Raw genomic sequence first — 15,692 nt, 5'->3', positions numbered from 1 at the left:
CCGCCGACCTGGCGTATCGATAGCCTATCCCTGCCGAGAGCGTTGCGCGATCGCGCGAACTGCATGGGCCGGCAGGATCAGCGCGCCCTTGACATAGCGCATTCCCAAGCGCTTGGGGCTGAGCGCGGCCCGCCACAGCCATTCCAACTTGGCAGCACGCATCACCCGCGGGGCGCGCTTCTGACGCCCGACGATGAAGTCGATGCCGGCGCCGACCGAGGCAAAGCCCATCCCGTGGCAGTGGCGGCTGGCCCGCGCCGCAAAGATCTCTTGTCGCGGCGCCCCGAGTGCCAGCAGACACAGCGCGACGCCGCTGCCCGCCAGCCGCCGTATCAGGACGTCCGCCTCGGGGCCTTCGGGATCGAAGGGGAACCCCGGCGCCGCCACCAGCGCGACCCGAAGGCCGGGATGCTCTGCGGTCAGGCGACGACTGGCCTCTTCGCAGCCCTCCTGATTTCCGCCGATGATCGCGATGGGCTTGTCCAGCCGTGCGGCCAGTGCACAGAGCGGCTGAACCAGGTCCGATCCCGGCACAAGCGAAAACTGGTGCCCGGCCAGCCGCGCAAGCCAGACGACGGGATTTCCATCCGCAACCACCAGGTCATGCGCCGCATAGGCCGCCCGGAACGCCTTGTCGAACTGCAGCTTTTCAAGGTGATCGACGTTCATCGTGGCCAGCGCAAAGCCTTGGCCCAGCCTCAGCCGGTCCTCGATGATCGCCATCAGGCTGGCCTGGTCCCGGACGTTCAGCGAGACGCGCCCCTTGCCCACGGTGAACTGCATTGCGTCTGTCCCTCATATCGCCCGCTTCAGGGCGTCGCGCGTAATGGTCTGCAACGGGCGCCCGCACCCAAGGTCACGGCAGATCAGCCCAGGATCAGGCATCCGCCGTGGGATTTCATGTCGCACCTTCATCGCCCGGATCTTCTGCTGCTGCAACCGGAACAAGCTGGCGAAGATGGGCCGCCAACGCCTCCACATTGCCCGGCGCGAGGATCGAGAGATGATCGCCAGGCAGGTTGTGCAATGACCATCCGGCAGCGGCGATCCCCGCCCAGCCCAGCCCTTGCTGCAGGCTCTCTTTCGTGTCCCAGAAACTGCTGTCGGCGCGAAAGATCGTGATCGGTCGGTCATAGGCTTGCGGTTCATAGGATGACACCGCCCGGACATTTGCCTGGATCAACTTCGCCATATCATCGATGCCCGCAGGCAGCAGGTCGTTCCTGCGTTGAGGCCGCCCGCCAAAGCGATGCTGCAGGACCGCCCGCAGATGGCCCAGACCGCGCCGACGGAACTGGCGCAGATGAGCGCGCAGCCTGGCCGCTCCGCGGACCGTCGGGCGACCGGCCGGACCCGCGGCGTCCAGGATTGCCAGCACCGGGACCTCGCGTCCCGCGCGGCGGAGCAGCTGGGCCAGCTCCAGGGCGAAATAGGAGGCCATCGACACCGCGATCAGGCAGACCGGCTGGCGGGGAAAGTGCCGCTGCAATTCTTCGAAGTAGATCTGTGCGGTGGCGCTGACATCGATCGCCTGCCTTGCGTCCGGCACGCCGATGGTCAGTCCCCAAAGCGGAAAATCCGGCCCAAGCGCAGCCGAAAGCGGGCGGAACAGCGCCTGGTTCCGGCCCAGCACATGCACGGCAATGATCGGGACATGGGTGCCGGCCGGTTGGGTCTTGATCAGGTAGCGGGGTCGATTGTCGCCCGACCGCGCCAGCCTGGCCAGGCCTTCCGGCGTCGGCTCCTGCATCACGTCGGTGCTGTGCATGGACAGGCCAAGATGGGACCGGACCAAGCTGATCAGGCGCAGCGCAAGAAGCGAATCGCCGCCCAGATCATAGAAGTCGTCGGTCGTATGGACCTGCGGCAGGTCCAGAACCTCGGCCATGCAACGGGCAATTCCGTGCGCCTGAGGGTCCTGACTCTCCAGCCGAGGCGCAGGGGCACGCGCGGCCGGGCGGGGCAGACGCGCCACCGCCACCTTGCCATTGACCGTCAGCGGCAGGTCCGGCACCTGGATCAGCCGCGGCACCATGTAACCCGGCAGCTGTCCCACAAGCCGGCGGGCAATGGCTTCGGGCGTGGCGCCGGGGCGAAGGATGACCCAGGCCAGCAGCCTTGCAGGAGGGCCTTTGTCCAGATCCACATAAGCCTGCGCGACACCCTGCTGGGCCGCCAGCACGCCTTCGACATGGCCGAGGTCGATGCGATGCCCCCGCAGCTTGATCTGGCGGTCCGCCCGTCCCAGGAACATTAGCTCGCCCTCAGGCGACCAGCGCGCAAGGTCTCCGCTGCGATAGAGCCGGTCGCCCAAGTGCCAAGGATCGGGGGTGAACATCGCCGCGGTTGTCTGGGGGTCGTTCAGATAACCGCCAGTGACAGCAGCGCCTCCGATCCACAACTCGCCCTCTCCGCCCGGCGGGGTCAGCGTGCCGTCACTGGCGCGCAGCAGCGCCCGCGCGTGGCCCAAGGGGCGCCCGATCGGCAGCTCGGCCTCGGCGGGCAGCGACGTGGCCTTCCACAGCGTGCAGGTGATGGTCGCCTCGGTCGGGCCGTAGGCGTTGAACAGCGGCACCTGAGCCGCAATCCTTCGCCACTTGCGATAGGCCACGGGCGAGACGCGTTCGCTGCCGGTCACGACCAGCCGCACCGCAGGAGGCAGGGCCTGATCCTGTTCGGAAAGCGTCGTCACCATCTGTTGCCAATAGCTGGCCGGCAGGTTCAGGAGCGTTACGCCCAGACTGTCCGCCATGGCCAGCAGGTCCTGAACCGGCCTGGCCGGCCCCGGCTCGCGGAGCACGACGGTCGCGCCTGAGAGAAGCGTGGGCCAAACCTCTTCCAGCATCACGTCGAATCCGGGGGCGGCGAATTGCAGCACCCGGTCGCGCTTTGTCAGGCCGCAGGCCGCGATCATCGCATCCGCATGCGCGGAAAGCGCGCCCTGAAGGCCCATCACCGCCTTTGGCACGCCAGTGGAGCCCGAGGTGAAGGTAACATAGGCAAGGTCGTCAGGCGGGATGGCAGGCCGTGGTGGTGGGCTGTCTTCGGCGGCAGCGTCCGCCGCGATGATCGATGTCCCGGTCTCGGCCAAGGACGTTTCCGGCTCAGCGACAAGGGCACGCGCCCACACCTGCCGCACCAACTTGCAAAGATAATCCTGAGGCTGATCCAGATCCAGAAGTGTGAAGGCCGCCCCCAGCTTCAGGACCGCCAGCATCGCGGCAATCTGCTCGGCCGAGCGCGGAAGGGCGATACCCACGATGCTGCCCGGATCAACGCCCTCCGCCGACAACCGCCAGGCGATGCCGTTGGCCATCCTGTCCAGCTGCAGATAGGTCAGGCTGCGTCCCGTCGCTGCCTCCGCGATCGCCAGGTGATCGCCCTTGGCGGCGGCGATCGTCTCGAAGCGGGTCGCCAGATCGCAGGGCCCTGGGTCCGCCCCAACTGCAGGGCGACCAAGATCCAGGACCTGCGCCTCGTCTTCGGGCGACAGCATGGGCAACGCGGCAAGCGCCGTATCCGGCCGCGCCCGCGCGATTTCCTGCAGCAGGCGCTGCAGATGGCAAAGGACCTGTCGCGCCGTCCGGTCAGACAGACGGCCGGCGTCATATTCCAGCGACAGGCCCATTCCGTCGGCACCGTCATGGACAGAAAGCGACATCAGGGACCGGCCCTGCTCGATCAGGCGCACGCCGGTCCAGGCGCATCCGCGCCGGTGCAGACGCGCCTGCAGGCTGTCCTGCTGATACATGACGACCGTGTCGTAGAGAGCCTCTGCCCCGGTGCGGCCAGCCCACCGGCGGATCTGCGTCTGGCTGGCGTGAGCGTGAGGCCTCAGCCGCAGCGTCATCTCGCGTAGCTGTCGAAGAAGGCTGCCGAGGTCGGGCTGGTTGTCGAGCCGGACCTGAAACGGCACCGTCGAGATGAAGCATCCCGTCGCCCGGTCGGGGCCCGACTTGGGACGGCCCGCCTCCACCACCCCGAAAGCCGCGCCGCGTCGTCCGGTCCAGCGGGCCAGGACCATGGCCCAGGCTGCCTGCATGGCGTTCAGGGGCGTGACGTCGATCCGACTGCAGGCGTCCCGCAACCTCTCTGTTGCCTCCTCGGGAAGAGCGGCGGTCAGATTGCGCATGGCCCCCTGCTGTCCTTGCATCGCCCGGGGAAAGGGGGCGGCGATCGTCGTGTCGGACAGCATGTCCGCGAAGGCCGCTTGTGCTGCTGCAAGGTCAAGTTCCCGCGCCGCCAGCAGGTCGGAAAACTGCGGAGGCAGGGCGGCGGGCGGCGGCCTGCCCGTCAGCATGCCCCAGAGCTCGTCCAGGAGGATCTCGATGCTGGTCCCGTCGATCAGAGCGTGGTGGATGGTCCACAGCATCCGGGCGCGCCCGCCACCGAGGTCAAAAAGGACCACCCGCCAGCCAAGGCCCATGGTGGGATCGATACCATCGCGGCGATCACGGCGCAGATAGGTCTCGACCGCATCGTCCTGATCTTTTGGCGTCCTTTCCGCAAGGTCGATCCGGCTGAGGGGAACGCCGGCTTCGTCATGGACGCACAACCTGGGCTGTCCGGTATCGCCCAGACACAAAACGGTCCGCAGGATCTGGTGGCGCCGGGCCACCCCATGCCACGCCGCCTCAAGCCGCCCAAGCTCCAGCACATCGGCCGGCGCATCCACCAGGATCTGCTCGACATGGGCTTGGCGGTCGTCCTCTCCGTGAAGGGCCGACATGAAGGCCGCCTGCGCATCCGTGGCAGGACCAAGGTCAGTGAACCGACCGAAGTCAAGCGTGCCGCCGCTGCCTCCATCCCGCATGATGCTGGTCCGTCCTGTCATCGAGAATTGCCCATTCTAATTGTTATCATCAATTGGTCTGGACATAGGAAGAGCCACTGCCGCGGCATCTTCCTATGATTTTATCCGGCAGGCAAATTTGCCGCGACATGTGGCTCTTGGCCGTCACCTGGGCGGTCGCAGTCGAGGGTGCGGTTGGCCTCCCCTCCCTCATGTGCTGCCATAGGACAGGAACAGGCGGGCCAGCCGCGCCGCCTGCGGGGCAATGTCATGCCGCTCCAGCGCCCGGGCCCTTGCGGCTTTGCCCATGGCAGCAAGTTCGGGGGCCGGCGTGGCGGCTGCCCGCTCCAGTGCCTGCGCCAGATCCTCCACGCTTCCCGCCGGGATGAGCCAGCCGGTTTCCCGGTCCAGCATCAGTTCGGGAATGCCCGCGATATAGGTGGCAATGCTGGGCCTGGCGCTGGCCATGGCTTCCATCAAGGCAACCGGCAGGCCTTCGGCGAAACTGGGCAGGACCATGATATGGGCGTCGGCCAGCGCTTGGCGCACCCCGGCCTCGTCCAGCCACCCCGGGAGGCTGATGTGCGATGCGAGCCCCAGCCTGGACACGGCCGCGCGGAGTTCGGGTGACAGGGGCCCATCGCCAACCAGCGTCAGGTGGACGGGTGCGGTGCACCGGGCCAGCGCCTCGATCAGCACCATTTGCCCCTTCTGTTCGGCAAAGCGGCCAACGGACACAAGGCGCAGCGGCTGGTCCGGGCCGGGGCCCGCAGGCATCGGGGCGGGCGCGGCGAACATGGCCGGGTCGATGCCACAATGCACCACATGCAGCTTGTCCCAGTGTCGAAAGGCGGTCCAGCGCGACAGTTGGCTGCGCCCGAAGGCGCTGACGGCGACGGCGAAGCGCGCCTCCGCGATCTTGTCCGCCAACAGCAGGCTGTGGGGCGCGTCGAATTCCTCGGGGCCGTGAAAGGTGATGCTGTAGCCCGGCCCGCCCAGCAGACCTGCATAGCGGGCGACATCGGCCGAATTGGTCCCAAAGTGGGCATGAACATGGGAGACCCCAAGTTGGCGGCATTTTTCCGCCAGGACCGCGCCTTCGGCCAGGTAGATCATCTGGCGCAGCGGCCCCCGTCCATGGCCGCTGCGGCGACCAGCACGCCAAGCGGTCAGCAAGGTCCCGGGGTGCCGGACAAGCGCGCGAAGAAGGGCGCCCGCCAGGCGCACAGGCCCTTGGTCCAGAATGTATTCCGTGCGCGCCTGCTCGTCCCGATCCTCCCGCGACCTGACCTCTTGCTCATCCCGGCGCATGGCAAAGCGCGTGACCGGCAGGCCGGCAGCCTCAAGCGCACGGATCTCGCGCCGGATGAATGTCTGGGACGGCCGGGGATAAGTATTGATGACATATGCCACCCGGAAGGGCGCACCTTGTTCGTGCAAAGACGGATCGACCATGCTGATAAATGACAGTTCTGTTCACGGATGCAATTCGATGAAACTCTTGCATAATGGATGTCGGGCTGTCGATGCCGTTTCCCAGTTTGCGAATCGGTGCTAAGATAGATTCTTATGAATGCAAAAAGGATAGATTAAGGTGTTGATTGGAATGATCGCGATTTCCGTCGTGGTCGGAATTCTGGCCATTTTCAGTCTGCTTCTGGCGGGCTATGGCCTCGTGTCAGCAATTATCCTGGGATATGTCGGCGGCGGCGCGGCCAGCATGCTAACGCTTGCCGGCCTCGTTGCGCTTCGGGACTGGCTGTGCTGCCGCCAAGATCAGGTCAGCAGCCGGTGCAGCGAGCCACAACACGGAAGGTCTGAACGATCGTTGCCACGTCCAGCGAAAGACTGACTTCCCGGGAATAGCGCTCATCGTACATGGCGCGTCCGGCGAAGGTGCAACCATTGCGCACCGAAACCTGCCAGAGGCCGGTAAGCCCGGGCCGGTGGACGGCGTAGTAGACGCCCGGATAAAGCACGCGTTGCTCGGGCATCATCGGCCGGGGACCGACCAGGCTCATGTGGCCCAGCAGCACGTTGAACAGCTGCGGCAGCTCGTCCAGAGAAGTCCTGCGAAGAAAGGCGCCGACCCGGGTCACGCGCGGATCGTGGCGCAGCTTCTGGTCGCGGTTCCATTCCTCGCGGGCGGCCTGGTCGCTGGCCAAGTGGGCCTGGAGCAGCTGATCGGCATCGGGCTTCATCGTCCTGAACTTGTAGAGGCGAAAAGCCTGCCATCCGCGCCCAAGACGATTTTGCGTGTAAATCGGGGAATTTCCGTCCACCATGATCGCCAGGGCAACCAGCACCATGAGGGGCAGAAGAAAGGGAAGCGCCAAGACGATCAGAAGAATATCAAGAGAGCGCTTGCCGCCGTTGTCGTAAATTCTAAGGGCACCAATAATCGCGCCATGATCATTCACTTGGTCAGGATGAATATCCTGACCCGCATTATATTGTACCATTTACTGAACTCCGAAGGCATCACAACGTCGGAAACATAAAATTTTAGGTATTTAGACTGAACGCTTTGGTATGGCCTGTATCCGTATGGATATATAGCCGCATCCAAGCGGCATGAACAACCTATCTAAAAAGCTGATTTAGCGCTAAAAATTCAACTCCGGGTGCATATGACGCATAGCGTCGCAACCTGAAGTTGCTCAGGATGTACCTAAGTTAAATTTTAAGCGTTCGTCCGACTGAGGGCGCGCGAATCAGCGGCCCCTGTCCCAGCTGTCGGATTTGCGACGCATCCGCACGGCCAAGGTGACGGTCGAATAAACCGCGAATCCCACCGGGTCCGCAAGCGCAAGGCGCAGGAGGTGCCGTACCGTCGGCCGGTCCTTGCCGGAATTGCGCAGCAGATGGGGGAAAATCCGCGCAAGCTGGACGTTTCCGGCATCTTGACGGCGGCGAACGCGCACCAACCGCCGAAATCCCTCGGTAATGGGCCACTGATAGGGCTGCTCTACCCTGACACGTTCCTCGGGCGCGAAATTGAGCCGGGCAAAACCATCATCGGCAATGATCGGGGGAAAGCGGTCCCACCGTGCCCGACCCTCGCGATTCACCGCGAAAAGGCCGGCGCCCGTCACGCCGTCAGCCACGAAGGGAAGCCGCTGCCAGAACCGGGCATAGGCCGCCGACAGCGCGCTTCGGGGCGGCGGGACGACCAGTCGCGCCCCGGCATAACGGGGACCCGCGCCCGCCAACGCCTGGAACAGCCCTGCGATGACACCTGCCCCCACCTCGATGTCGGCATCCAGATAGATGCGGATGTCATCGGGTGCCGCACCATCGCCCAGGTTCAGCGCCTCGATCTTGCTGCCAATGGGCGTCTCGATAACCGTCAGCCTCCAACCGACAGCCGCCAGACGGTCTGACATGTCCCGTGCGATCTGGGCCGTCGCATCGGTGCATCCGTTGGGCACGACAACGACCTCATGAACGACCCCCCCAGCCAGATCCTGCCTGCACAGCGCCAGAAGGCAGCGCCCGATATGCGCGGCCTCCTGATGGGCAGGGATGATCACGGTAACGTGGCGCGGATCCATCTAGGCGGCGCCGCCAACAAGGCGTTGCTGCAGGGTGCCAGCAACAGGGACCCGAGCAAGATCGTGCATGGCCTGTCTGCGCATCCGTCGAAGTCCCATGGCATTAACAAAATCTGGTCGTGGCTTTGGCCGTTCCCTCGTCAGTAGCATATCACCGGCCTTCGGTGGTAGGTTCTAAAAGCGCCGGATTTTAGCCGGCGGAATGCTCAAGGTCGGCAGGCGCCGCCTTCGAAATATCGGGAGGCGCATGTCATGGTCCGACAGGCCCTGAAGGCCATGCTGCCCGCCACCGTGGGGATCGGGGTGCACAGGATCGACCAGACCGTCCCGCCCCTGCTGCCCGGAGAGGCCGAAGGGGTTGCAAGGGCGGTTCCAGGCCGTATCCGGGAATTCGCGGCAGGTCGTGCGGCGGCGCGCCTCGCGATGAAGGATGCCGGTCTTCCCGCGGCTGCGGTTCCGGCAGGCCCGGACCGTGCACCTTCCTGGCCAGGCGGCATCTGCGGCAGCATCAGCCATGCAGGGGGCCTCGCGGCGGCCTTGGTCAGCCGCTGCACGGATTGGCCTTCGGTCGGGCTGGACCTGGAGGAGGCGCGGCCGATGGCTCCCGACCTGATCGACCTGGTCGTCGGGCGGGGTGATTGCCTGGGCGGCGACCTGCCTCCAACGCTCGCCGCCACGCTGCTATTCAGCGCCAAGGAGGCTGCCTTCAAGGCGCAATTCCCGGTCACGGGCCTCTGGCTCGACTATCGCGACGTGGCGCTGACGATCACGCCCGGCGCCTTTGCCCTCACGCTGTGCGACGTGGCTCTGTCGGGCAGCTGGCGGCTGGACGGCCAGATGATCGTGACGGTCATGTTGATGACGCCCGACCAGCACGGTGCGCTGCTGAGAGCCGGTTGCCCGAAATGATCAAGGTCCTCAGCGGGCCGGATCAGCCACCCAGCCCGCTGCGCCAGGGCAGGTCGGGCAGGCCCAGATCATGCACATCCGTACCGCCTGACCCCCGGTCCGCCGCCAGATCGGCGCGCCCATCAAAGCGCTGCCCCGCGGCAAGCCGGGCCGCCAGCCAGCGCGTCATCTGCGGCGCCGAAAGGCTGGTGCCGCTGAGGCGCCCCAGACCTCCGCCACGCATGCCAGGAACTGCCATGCCCGCAAGACTGGCGCTGCGCTCGGAGGGCGCGGTGACATCACCGGCGGCGCCATCAGCCAGCAGGCCCGACCAGTGTGCCACGTCCCCCGCCGGATGCGCCATCGTCGACCCCACCCGGATCTGCAGCCGCCCGGTGGCATAGCTGTTCACGGTTCCATTGCGGCGGATGATCGTTCCGGGCGGAACGGGGTCGGCCCCCTGCCACCGTCCCGAGACGTCGCGCGCAGCATATCCCGCCTCGACCAGACGCGACTGCCGGCCCCGCCCCCCCGTGCCCGGCAGCCGGTCATCCCGCGCGATCGCCAGCCGGCAGGGCGAGGCGCTGCCCTCCGACAGCGTCAGGGACCACAGTCCCGCAGGTGCCCAAGGCTCGCCCTGCGCCGTGGGAAGGGTCGGCGGCACGATCAGCGTTAGGCAATAGCCGGAGGCTTTGCTCCGGTATTGCAGCACGGCCCGCGCCACCTCGGGCCCCTGGGAATCCGCCAGCCTGACCATGCCGGGCCTCTTCAGCGGGATGGTCAGATCCTCTCCGCCCGGCGGGCGCAGGCTCAGGCGCGGGATCTTCCGGCCGGGGGGCGCCCAGATCTCGATTGCACTCGGCGTGGGGTCATCCGGCAGGATCTGCCACTGGATCCGTTGCCCGGCTTTCATCTGGCCATTCAGCCGGTCCTGGCAGGCATTGCCGGTGGGCAGCACGAAATGCACCGGCCCAAGATCGGGTGGAACCGCACCGGCGATGGCGTCCTGCAGACGGGCGATCATCCCGGATCCGTCCTGCGCCCCCCCGGTCACGCCGAGCGAGAGGTTGACCACCAGCGGGGGCCGAACCCGGCGTCCCGCGTGCTGCGACATCTCTCGGGCCAGCATCCGGGCGCGTGAAATCACGAAGATGACGGCAGCCTGGATGAACAGCGCGCCGAGGCTGCCCGAAGTGTCAGCCAAGGCAAAGCGTGGCAGGGATACGCCGATCACCGGATGCGCCCGGCCAGCGGGATCACCGGGTGCCTGCCCTGCCGCGATCGTCGCCACGGCTGCCCCGTGACTGCCCGCACGCGCCAGCGCCATGTCCCCGCCCGGGTCCAGCAACCCGCAGGCGCGATAGGGTGCATCCTCGTCACCCGGCCGGCGCAACGCGTCGATCATCGTTCCGCGCAACTCTTGGCCAAAGGGGATGTCGGGACGCCGATCCCGGGCCGGCGCATCCATCATCCAGACCGCCGCCACCCGGCCGTGGCCCGTGGCGGTGGTCAGCAGCGGGTGGGCAAAGGGAATGGCATGGTCGATCACGCCGATGATGGCTGCCTGATCGGGATCGGCGGGATGGGCCATGGGATCAAGGCAGGCGGCATCGGGGCCGGGCGGCGCATCCTCCGGCACCAGCGCGTGGTCCGGTGCCAGCGGGGGAAGCTGCGCCAGCACGTTGTCGAAGCGCCGCAGGCCTTGAAGCGCGATCCTGGGTCGAAGGCTGCTTTCCATCAGCGCCCGCAGGGCCGCGCGACGGCGCGCATGGCCGCGCTGCTGGTGCAGCGTCAAGGGCCCTTCGACCTCGCGCAGCAGATAGTCCGCCAGTGGCCAGCCTTCCTGTCCAAGCCGGGCGAAGGCGGGGGGCGGAACGGGTGTCCAGGTCAGCCCCACCGCTGGCCCCATTCGGTCTGCGCCGCCTGCCAGAGCGAGGCGAGCATCGGCGCCACCGCGACGGAACGGCACGGCAACGGAGCCAGGCAGGTGCCGGCCTCAAGCGCATCGACCAGCGCCGGAAGATGGAAATCGCGGCTGCGCCCCGGTGCATCGCCACCCCAGGACGACGCGTCCAGGGACAGCCCGGTCATCTGCCCTCCGGTGGCGCGGGACAGCAACCATCGTGCAAGGACGATGCCCAGGGCGGCGCCGGCCACGCTGTCGCAGGGATAGTGCAGGCCTGCCACGGTCCGGTTCACCGCGATGCGCGCGGCCATCCGCTCGGGCTGGCCCTGAAGCTGCGGCAGGCTGCGGTTCTCCAGCGCTGCCAGAAGACCGGCCAGGGCGAAGCCCTGCGCCGCATGGCCGCTTGGAAAGCTGGAATGTCCGGGACATGGCGTTACCGGCTGGATCAGGGGCGACAGCTGATGCGGCCGCGGCACGGCATGGATCAGCTTGATGCGCTGCACGATCGCCGTGGCCAGGTCCTGGATCACCTCCATCAGCAGCGCGACCGCTGGGGTCCAGCCCGCGTTGACCGGCAGGATCGTTTTGAAAAAATTGCCGACACTTTCGGCCTGGGCCTCGATCTCGGGCAGGCGCTCGGCGCGCAACTCGGCATAGCCGGCGACCAGCTGCAACTCGGCCTGCAGCTCCTGCTGCCCCGGCGGGCGCAAGACCAGAATGGGACCATCCGGGCAGGCCAGGGTCACCTCTGCTTCCGTGCCTGTCACGCTCAGCCCCTCGGCCAGTTCTGAAAGCAGCGCCGCCACCGCAAAATGCGGCTCGATCCGGCGAAGCCGGGCGGCGGGGCTGAGGGTCGGGCGGGGGTCAGGGGGAAACTGGGCCTGCACGGGACCAGCCGGCACGATCCCGTCCCGCGCCACCAGCAGCGCCGCCATCCCGCCCATGCTGCTTCCGGTATGCGCGTTGTGGGCGTTGTGCGCATTATGCGCGTTGTGGGCATTATGGGCATTATGGGCATTGGCCAGGGTCATCAGCACATCCCCACGAAAAACCAAGTGGTTACAGGGCGAATCGTTCAACCTGTGCTAGGATAGCACGGCTTCGTGTTCGGGAGCGGCAAGTTCATGCATCTTACTTTGCGCCTGATGGGCCCCGTCACCCTCTTGGACGCGAATGGCGACGACCTGACCCCGCGGGGGCGCAAGGCGCGGGGGGCGCTGGCGATGCTGGGCGTGGCGCCGGGCCTGCGCCTTGGCCGCGCACGCCTGCAGGATCGTCTCTGGAGCGACAGCCCCCAGGCCCAGGGCGCGGCCAGCCTGCGCCAGACGCTCCGCGAATTGCGGCTGGCGCTGCGCGACCACCAGTCGGTCCTGCTGTCGGGAGATGGCTGGGTGGGTCTCGATCCCGCGCGCCTGACGGTGGACCTGCGCCCGCTGGCCGCCGGCGCCGGCGAGGCGCCCGAATTCGCCGAAGGCCTGGATATTGCGGACGCCGAATTCGAGGACTGGCTGCGCGACACGCGCCTTGCGCTGGAGGATCGGCCGCGCGCCCAGGTCCTGCCGCTGCTGGTCCTGTCGGATCCCGTGGCGGACACGCCCTCGGGGCGGATGCTTGCCGTGGCCGTCGTGCAGCAGGCGGCTTCGCATGCGGCGTCGCTGCTGCCCGCGCAGGTCCTGCCCCTGCACTCGGCCCCGGCTTCCTCGCCCGGGCTGCTGGTCGAGGCGATGTGCCTGCAGCAGCCGGGCCCTCAGATGCTGCTGATGATCTCCCTGCGCGACCTGTCCAGCGGGGCGCAGCTCTGGGCGCAGCAGTTTCCGCTGTCCCAGTCCACCCCGGCGCTGCACCGGGCCATCTCGGCCCTGGCGCTGACGCTGATCCAGACGGTGGGCCAGCTGCGCCTGCCGGGGCGGCTGTTTCCGCTGACCGACCTCTTCAGCTTTTCCCGCAGCCGGCTGCTGTCGGCCGACCGCGTCCTGTCCGAGACCGACAGCCCGGTGGCCCAATCGCTGCGCGCCTTCCTGCGCTATACCCTGATCATCGAGCGCCAGACCCCCGACCAGCGGGCCACCCTGGCCGAGGCCGAGGCGCTGGCCAACCGCGCGCGCGAACGGGCCCCCGCCGACCCGATCGTCCTGTCGGTCTCGGCGCTGATGCGGTCTTGGCAGGGCCAGGTGGCGGGCGCCCTGGACCTCGCGCGCGACGCCTGCCGCCTGGCGCCGGGCCATGACCTGGCGCATCTGGTCCTGTCGCAGGCGCTGACCGATGCCGGCCGCGACGGCGAGGCGCTGAGCGTGCTGATACGGGCGCGCGGCGGGCCGCTGGCAATGCTGGGCCAGCCCAGCTGGCGCCTCCGCCAGGCAGCAGCCCTGATCCGCCTTGGCCGCTACGCCGAGGCCGAGAACAGCGCCGCTGCCGCGCTGTCGCATTCGACCGAATGCCGGCCGGCCCTGCGCTTTCTGGCCGCGCTGCGCCACCACCGCCGCGACGAAGAGGGCGCCGCGGCCGCCCTGACCGCCCTGCGGCGCATCGAGCCGGACTTTGCGCCAGAACTGATGGCCAGCCCCGACTACCCGGTCTCGACCCTGCGCCGCGCGGGCCTGCTGGCCGTCGCACGCGCGCGGCTCTAGCCCTCTTCATCCCCCTTTCACGTCCATTTCACACCACGGATGGCAGAACTGATTCGCAGCCCGGCAGAACGTCAGGCTGGCGAACATGGAGGGAGTCATCATGAACGCCGAAGATCCCAAGCGCGATCGTGACGGGCGGATCAGCGTCCTTGTGGAAATGCGCGCACAGCCGGGCATGTCGGCCAGCATCGGCCTGGGAACCGATCTAGAACTGGCGGGCGGCGCGCTGCGGCTGGACCCCGAATTCGTGCCGGTGGCGATGGGGGTCGAAACCCTGGGCGACGGGTTCAGCAGCGCGCCGCAGACCTTCATCCTGCGCGGGACCCTGGCCTCGGAAGACGAGTTCCGCAAGCTGGAGGCCGACCCGCAGGTCCTGCGGGTCTGGCGCGACACGCCCATCGCCCCCTTCGCGGCCCCGCGCAACGACAATGCCCCGCAGATGGGCGAAATCCCCTCCATGGCGGGCTGCCCCATCGGCAGCTGCGACTGCACCCCCGGCACCCCGGTCGGCACGATCGCCGATGTCGCCCGCTATCTGGGCGTTGACCAGATCTGGGCCCGCGGCCATCGCGGCCAGGGGATCGTGGTCGGGGTTCTGGATGGCGGGATCACCGCCCAGGGCCGCCCTGTCCGCGCGGGGGAAACCGCGCGCCGCATCCCCCGGGTCATCGGCGGCTGGCCGGCCGCCAGCTGGGGCACCGAGGCCAGCGCCTGGTCCGAACATGGCAACATGTGCGCCACCGACGTTCTGGGCATGGCGCCCGACGCGCAGCTGTTCGACATGCGCATCAGCGGGTCCGGCGGCAGCACCAGCACCATCTCTCGGGCGCTGCAGGCCTTTGACTGGGCGCTGACCCATTACCGGATGCACGGCACGCCGCAGGTGCTGACGAATTCCTGGGGCATCTTCCAGGAGGGGTGGGATGCCAGCTATGCCCGCGATCCGAACCATCCCTTCACCCGAAAGGTGGTCGAGGCGGTTAATGCCGGCATCGTGGTGCTGTTTGCCGCCGGAAACTGCGGCGACACCTGCCCCGACGGTCGCTGTGGGCCCGATGTCGGCAGCGGCCGCAGCATCTGGGGCGCCAACGGCCATGACCAAGTGATGACGGTGGGCGCCGTCAACCTGCACGAACGCTTCGTGGGCTATTCCAGCCGGGGTCCCGCGGCCCTGTCGCCCAGAAAGCCGGACTTCTGCTCGATCACCCACTTCCGCGGCTATTTCAACTCGGACAGCGGGACCTCGGCGGCGACGCCAATCCTGGCGGGGGTCTGCGCCCTGCTGCGGCAGGTGCGGTCTTCGGCCACGACGCCCACGCTCAAGGCGGCGCTGATCGCCACCTGCAAGGATATCGGCGATCCGGGCTTCGACATCCATTCCGGGCACGGCATCGTCCAGGCGCTACGCGCCTACAACCGCCTGACCTGGCCGATCAAGTCGCTGCTGAGCGACACGGGCGTGGTGCGCGACCTGCGCGAGACGATCATCACCCTGGATCGCATCGGCACCCCGATCCTGCCCGACAGGCTGGGCACGCATGTGGTCGCCGACCAGATCGGCACGCCCGTGATCGCGGACCTGAAGGGCACGCCGGTCTTTGCTGATACCGCAGGCACGCCGGTCGTGCTGGACCAGAAGGGGACGCGCCCGCTGCTGGACCAGGGCGGATCGCCCATCGCCGAACGGATCGACCGGCCCGATCCGGGCCGGCCCTTCCTATTGTCGACCGACCACCAGGCCCCCGAATGGCAGAACTTCGAGGAGATGCTGACCGGAGCCGAGGCGCAGCAGGAGGACGCGCTGACGCTGCTGGTGGCGCAGATCGAGGAGGCGCAGGCCGTCCTGGATGCGCTGGTGGCCCAGTACCAGGCCGCAACCGGCCAGGCATGATCCCTGCCGGCCCCGCCGGAGGGGCCGGCCTTAT

The 15,692-nt window shown here is 67.6% G+C and carries 10 protein-coding genes; 3 read left to right on the top strand and 7 right to left on the bottom strand.

The genetic code is table 11. The features are described 5' to 3' along the window. Nucleotides 1-24: 24 nt before the first annotated feature. The 5 genes from ACZ2G3_RS17085 to ACZ2G3_RS17065 all read right to left on the bottom strand — a co-directional run bounded on the left by ACZ2G3_RS17085 (nt 25) and on the right by ACZ2G3_RS17065 (nt 8,346). Entirely contained in the window at nt 25-783 is a 759-nt protein-coding gene (locus ACZ2G3_RS17085; protein WP_470399212.1) for a WecB/TagA/CpsF family glycosyltransferase, read from the bottom strand. A 115-nt stretch (nt 784-898) separates the two neighbouring features. Beyond that, nucleotides 899-4,834, bottom strand: a complete 3,936-nt coding sequence (locus ACZ2G3_RS17080) for a non-ribosomal peptide synthetase (protein WP_470399211.1) — start codon at nt 4,832-4,834, stop codon at nt 899-901. 168 nt (nt 4,835-5,002) lie between these two features. Then, nucleotides 5,003-6,247, bottom strand: a complete 1,245-nt coding sequence (locus ACZ2G3_RS17075) for a glycosyltransferase family 4 protein (RefSeq protein ID WP_470399210.1) — start codon at nt 6,245-6,247, stop codon at nt 5,003-5,005. Nucleotides 6,248-6,573: 326 nt separating this feature from the next. Further along, complete coding sequence (locus ACZ2G3_RS17070) at nt 6,574-7,254, bottom strand: sugar transferase (RefSeq protein WP_470399208.1); 681 nt, start codon at nt 7,252-7,254, stop codon at nt 6,574-6,576. A gap of 252 nt (nt 7,255-7,506) precedes the next feature. Then, entirely contained in the window at nt 7,507-8,346 is an 840-nt protein-coding gene (locus ACZ2G3_RS17065) for a glycosyltransferase family 2 protein (RefSeq protein ID WP_470399207.1), read from the bottom strand. Between the two features lie 252 nt (nt 8,347-8,598). On the opposite strand from ACZ2G3_RS17065, the gene ACZ2G3_RS17060 reads away from it, so the two are divergent. After that, nucleotides 8,599-9,255, top strand: coding sequence for a 4'-phosphopantetheinyl transferase family protein (locus ACZ2G3_RS17060; RefSeq protein ID WP_470399206.1), 657 nt, complete (start codon nt 8,599-8,601; stop codon nt 9,253-9,255). Nucleotides 9,256-9,277: 22 nt separating this feature from the next. On the opposite strand, the gene ACZ2G3_RS17055 is transcribed toward ACZ2G3_RS17060, so the two are convergent. Together ACZ2G3_RS17055 and ACZ2G3_RS17050 are read right to left on the bottom strand one after the other, a co-directional pair. Then, nucleotides 9,278-11,143, bottom strand: coding sequence for a hypothetical protein (locus tag ACZ2G3_RS17055; RefSeq protein WP_470399204.1), 1,866 nt, complete (start codon nt 11,141-11,143; stop codon nt 9,278-9,280). Beyond that, nucleotides 11,122-12,171 (bottom strand): phosphatase PAP2 family protein, encoded by a 1,050-nt coding sequence (locus tag ACZ2G3_RS17050; RefSeq protein WP_470399712.1) that lies wholly within the window; start codon nt 12,169-12,171, stop codon nt 11,122-11,124. Before ACZ2G3_RS17050 ends, ACZ2G3_RS17055 begins: the two co-directional genes overlap by 22 nt. 93 nt (nt 12,172-12,264) lie before the next feature. On the opposite strand from ACZ2G3_RS17050, the gene ACZ2G3_RS17045 reads away from it, so the two are divergent. Then, complete coding sequence (locus ACZ2G3_RS17045; protein ID WP_470399710.1) at nt 12,265-13,767, top strand: AfsR/SARP family transcriptional regulator; 1,503 nt, start codon at nt 12,265-12,267, stop codon at nt 13,765-13,767. 100 nt (nt 13,768-13,867) lie between these two features. Continuing rightward, nucleotides 13,868-15,658, top strand: coding sequence for a S8 family peptidase (locus tag ACZ2G3_RS17040; protein WP_470399708.1), 1,791 nt, complete (start codon nt 13,868-13,870; stop codon nt 15,656-15,658). The last annotated feature ends 34 nt before the right edge of the window (nt 15,659-15,692 follow it).

This window comes from Paracoccus sp. KKT209 (genome assembly GCF_055635455.1).
The sequence above is the reverse complement of the archived record's forward strand: the minus strand, read 5'-3'. Positions and strand labels throughout refer to the sequence as shown.

What these genes read in the sequence shown, in the direction of transcription:
- ACZ2G3_RS17065 (WP_470399207.1), bottom strand. Translation starts at nt 8,346, where the DNA reads ATGGATCCGCGCCACGTTACCGTGATCATCCCTGCCCATCAGGAGGCC.
- ACZ2G3_RS17040 (WP_470399708.1), top strand. Translation starts at nt 13,868, where the DNA reads ATGAACGCCGAAGATCCCAAGCGCGATCGTGACGGGCGGATCAGCGTC.
- ACZ2G3_RS17070 (WP_470399208.1), bottom strand. Translation starts at nt 7,254, where the DNA reads ATGGTACAATATAATGCGGGTCAGGATATTCATCCTGACCAAGTGAAT.
- ACZ2G3_RS17080 (WP_470399211.1), bottom strand. Translation starts at nt 4,834, where the DNA reads ATGACAGGACGGACCAGCATCATGCGGGATGGAGGCAGCGGCGGCACG.
- ACZ2G3_RS17085 (WP_470399212.1), bottom strand. Translation starts at nt 783, where the DNA reads ATGCAGTTCACCGTGGGCAAGGGGCGCGTCTCGCTGAACGTCCGGGAC.
- ACZ2G3_RS17075 (WP_470399210.1), bottom strand. Translation starts at nt 6,247, where the DNA reads ATGGTCGATCCGTCTTTGCACGAACAAGGTGCGCCCTTCCGGGTGGCA.
- ACZ2G3_RS17045 (WP_470399710.1), top strand. Translation starts at nt 12,265, where the DNA reads ATGCATCTTACTTTGCGCCTGATGGGCCCCGTCACCCTCTTGGACGCG.
- ACZ2G3_RS17050 (WP_470399712.1), bottom strand. Translation starts at nt 12,171, where the DNA reads ATGACCCTGGCCAATGCCCATAATGCCCATAATGCCCACAACGCGCAT.
- ACZ2G3_RS17055 (WP_470399204.1), bottom strand. Translation starts at nt 11,143, where the DNA reads ATGGGGCCAGCGGTGGGGCTGACCTGGACACCCGTTCCGCCCCCCGCC.
- ACZ2G3_RS17060 (WP_470399206.1), top strand. Translation starts at nt 8,599, where the DNA reads ATGGTCCGACAGGCCCTGAAGGCCATGCTGCCCGCCACCGTGGGGATC.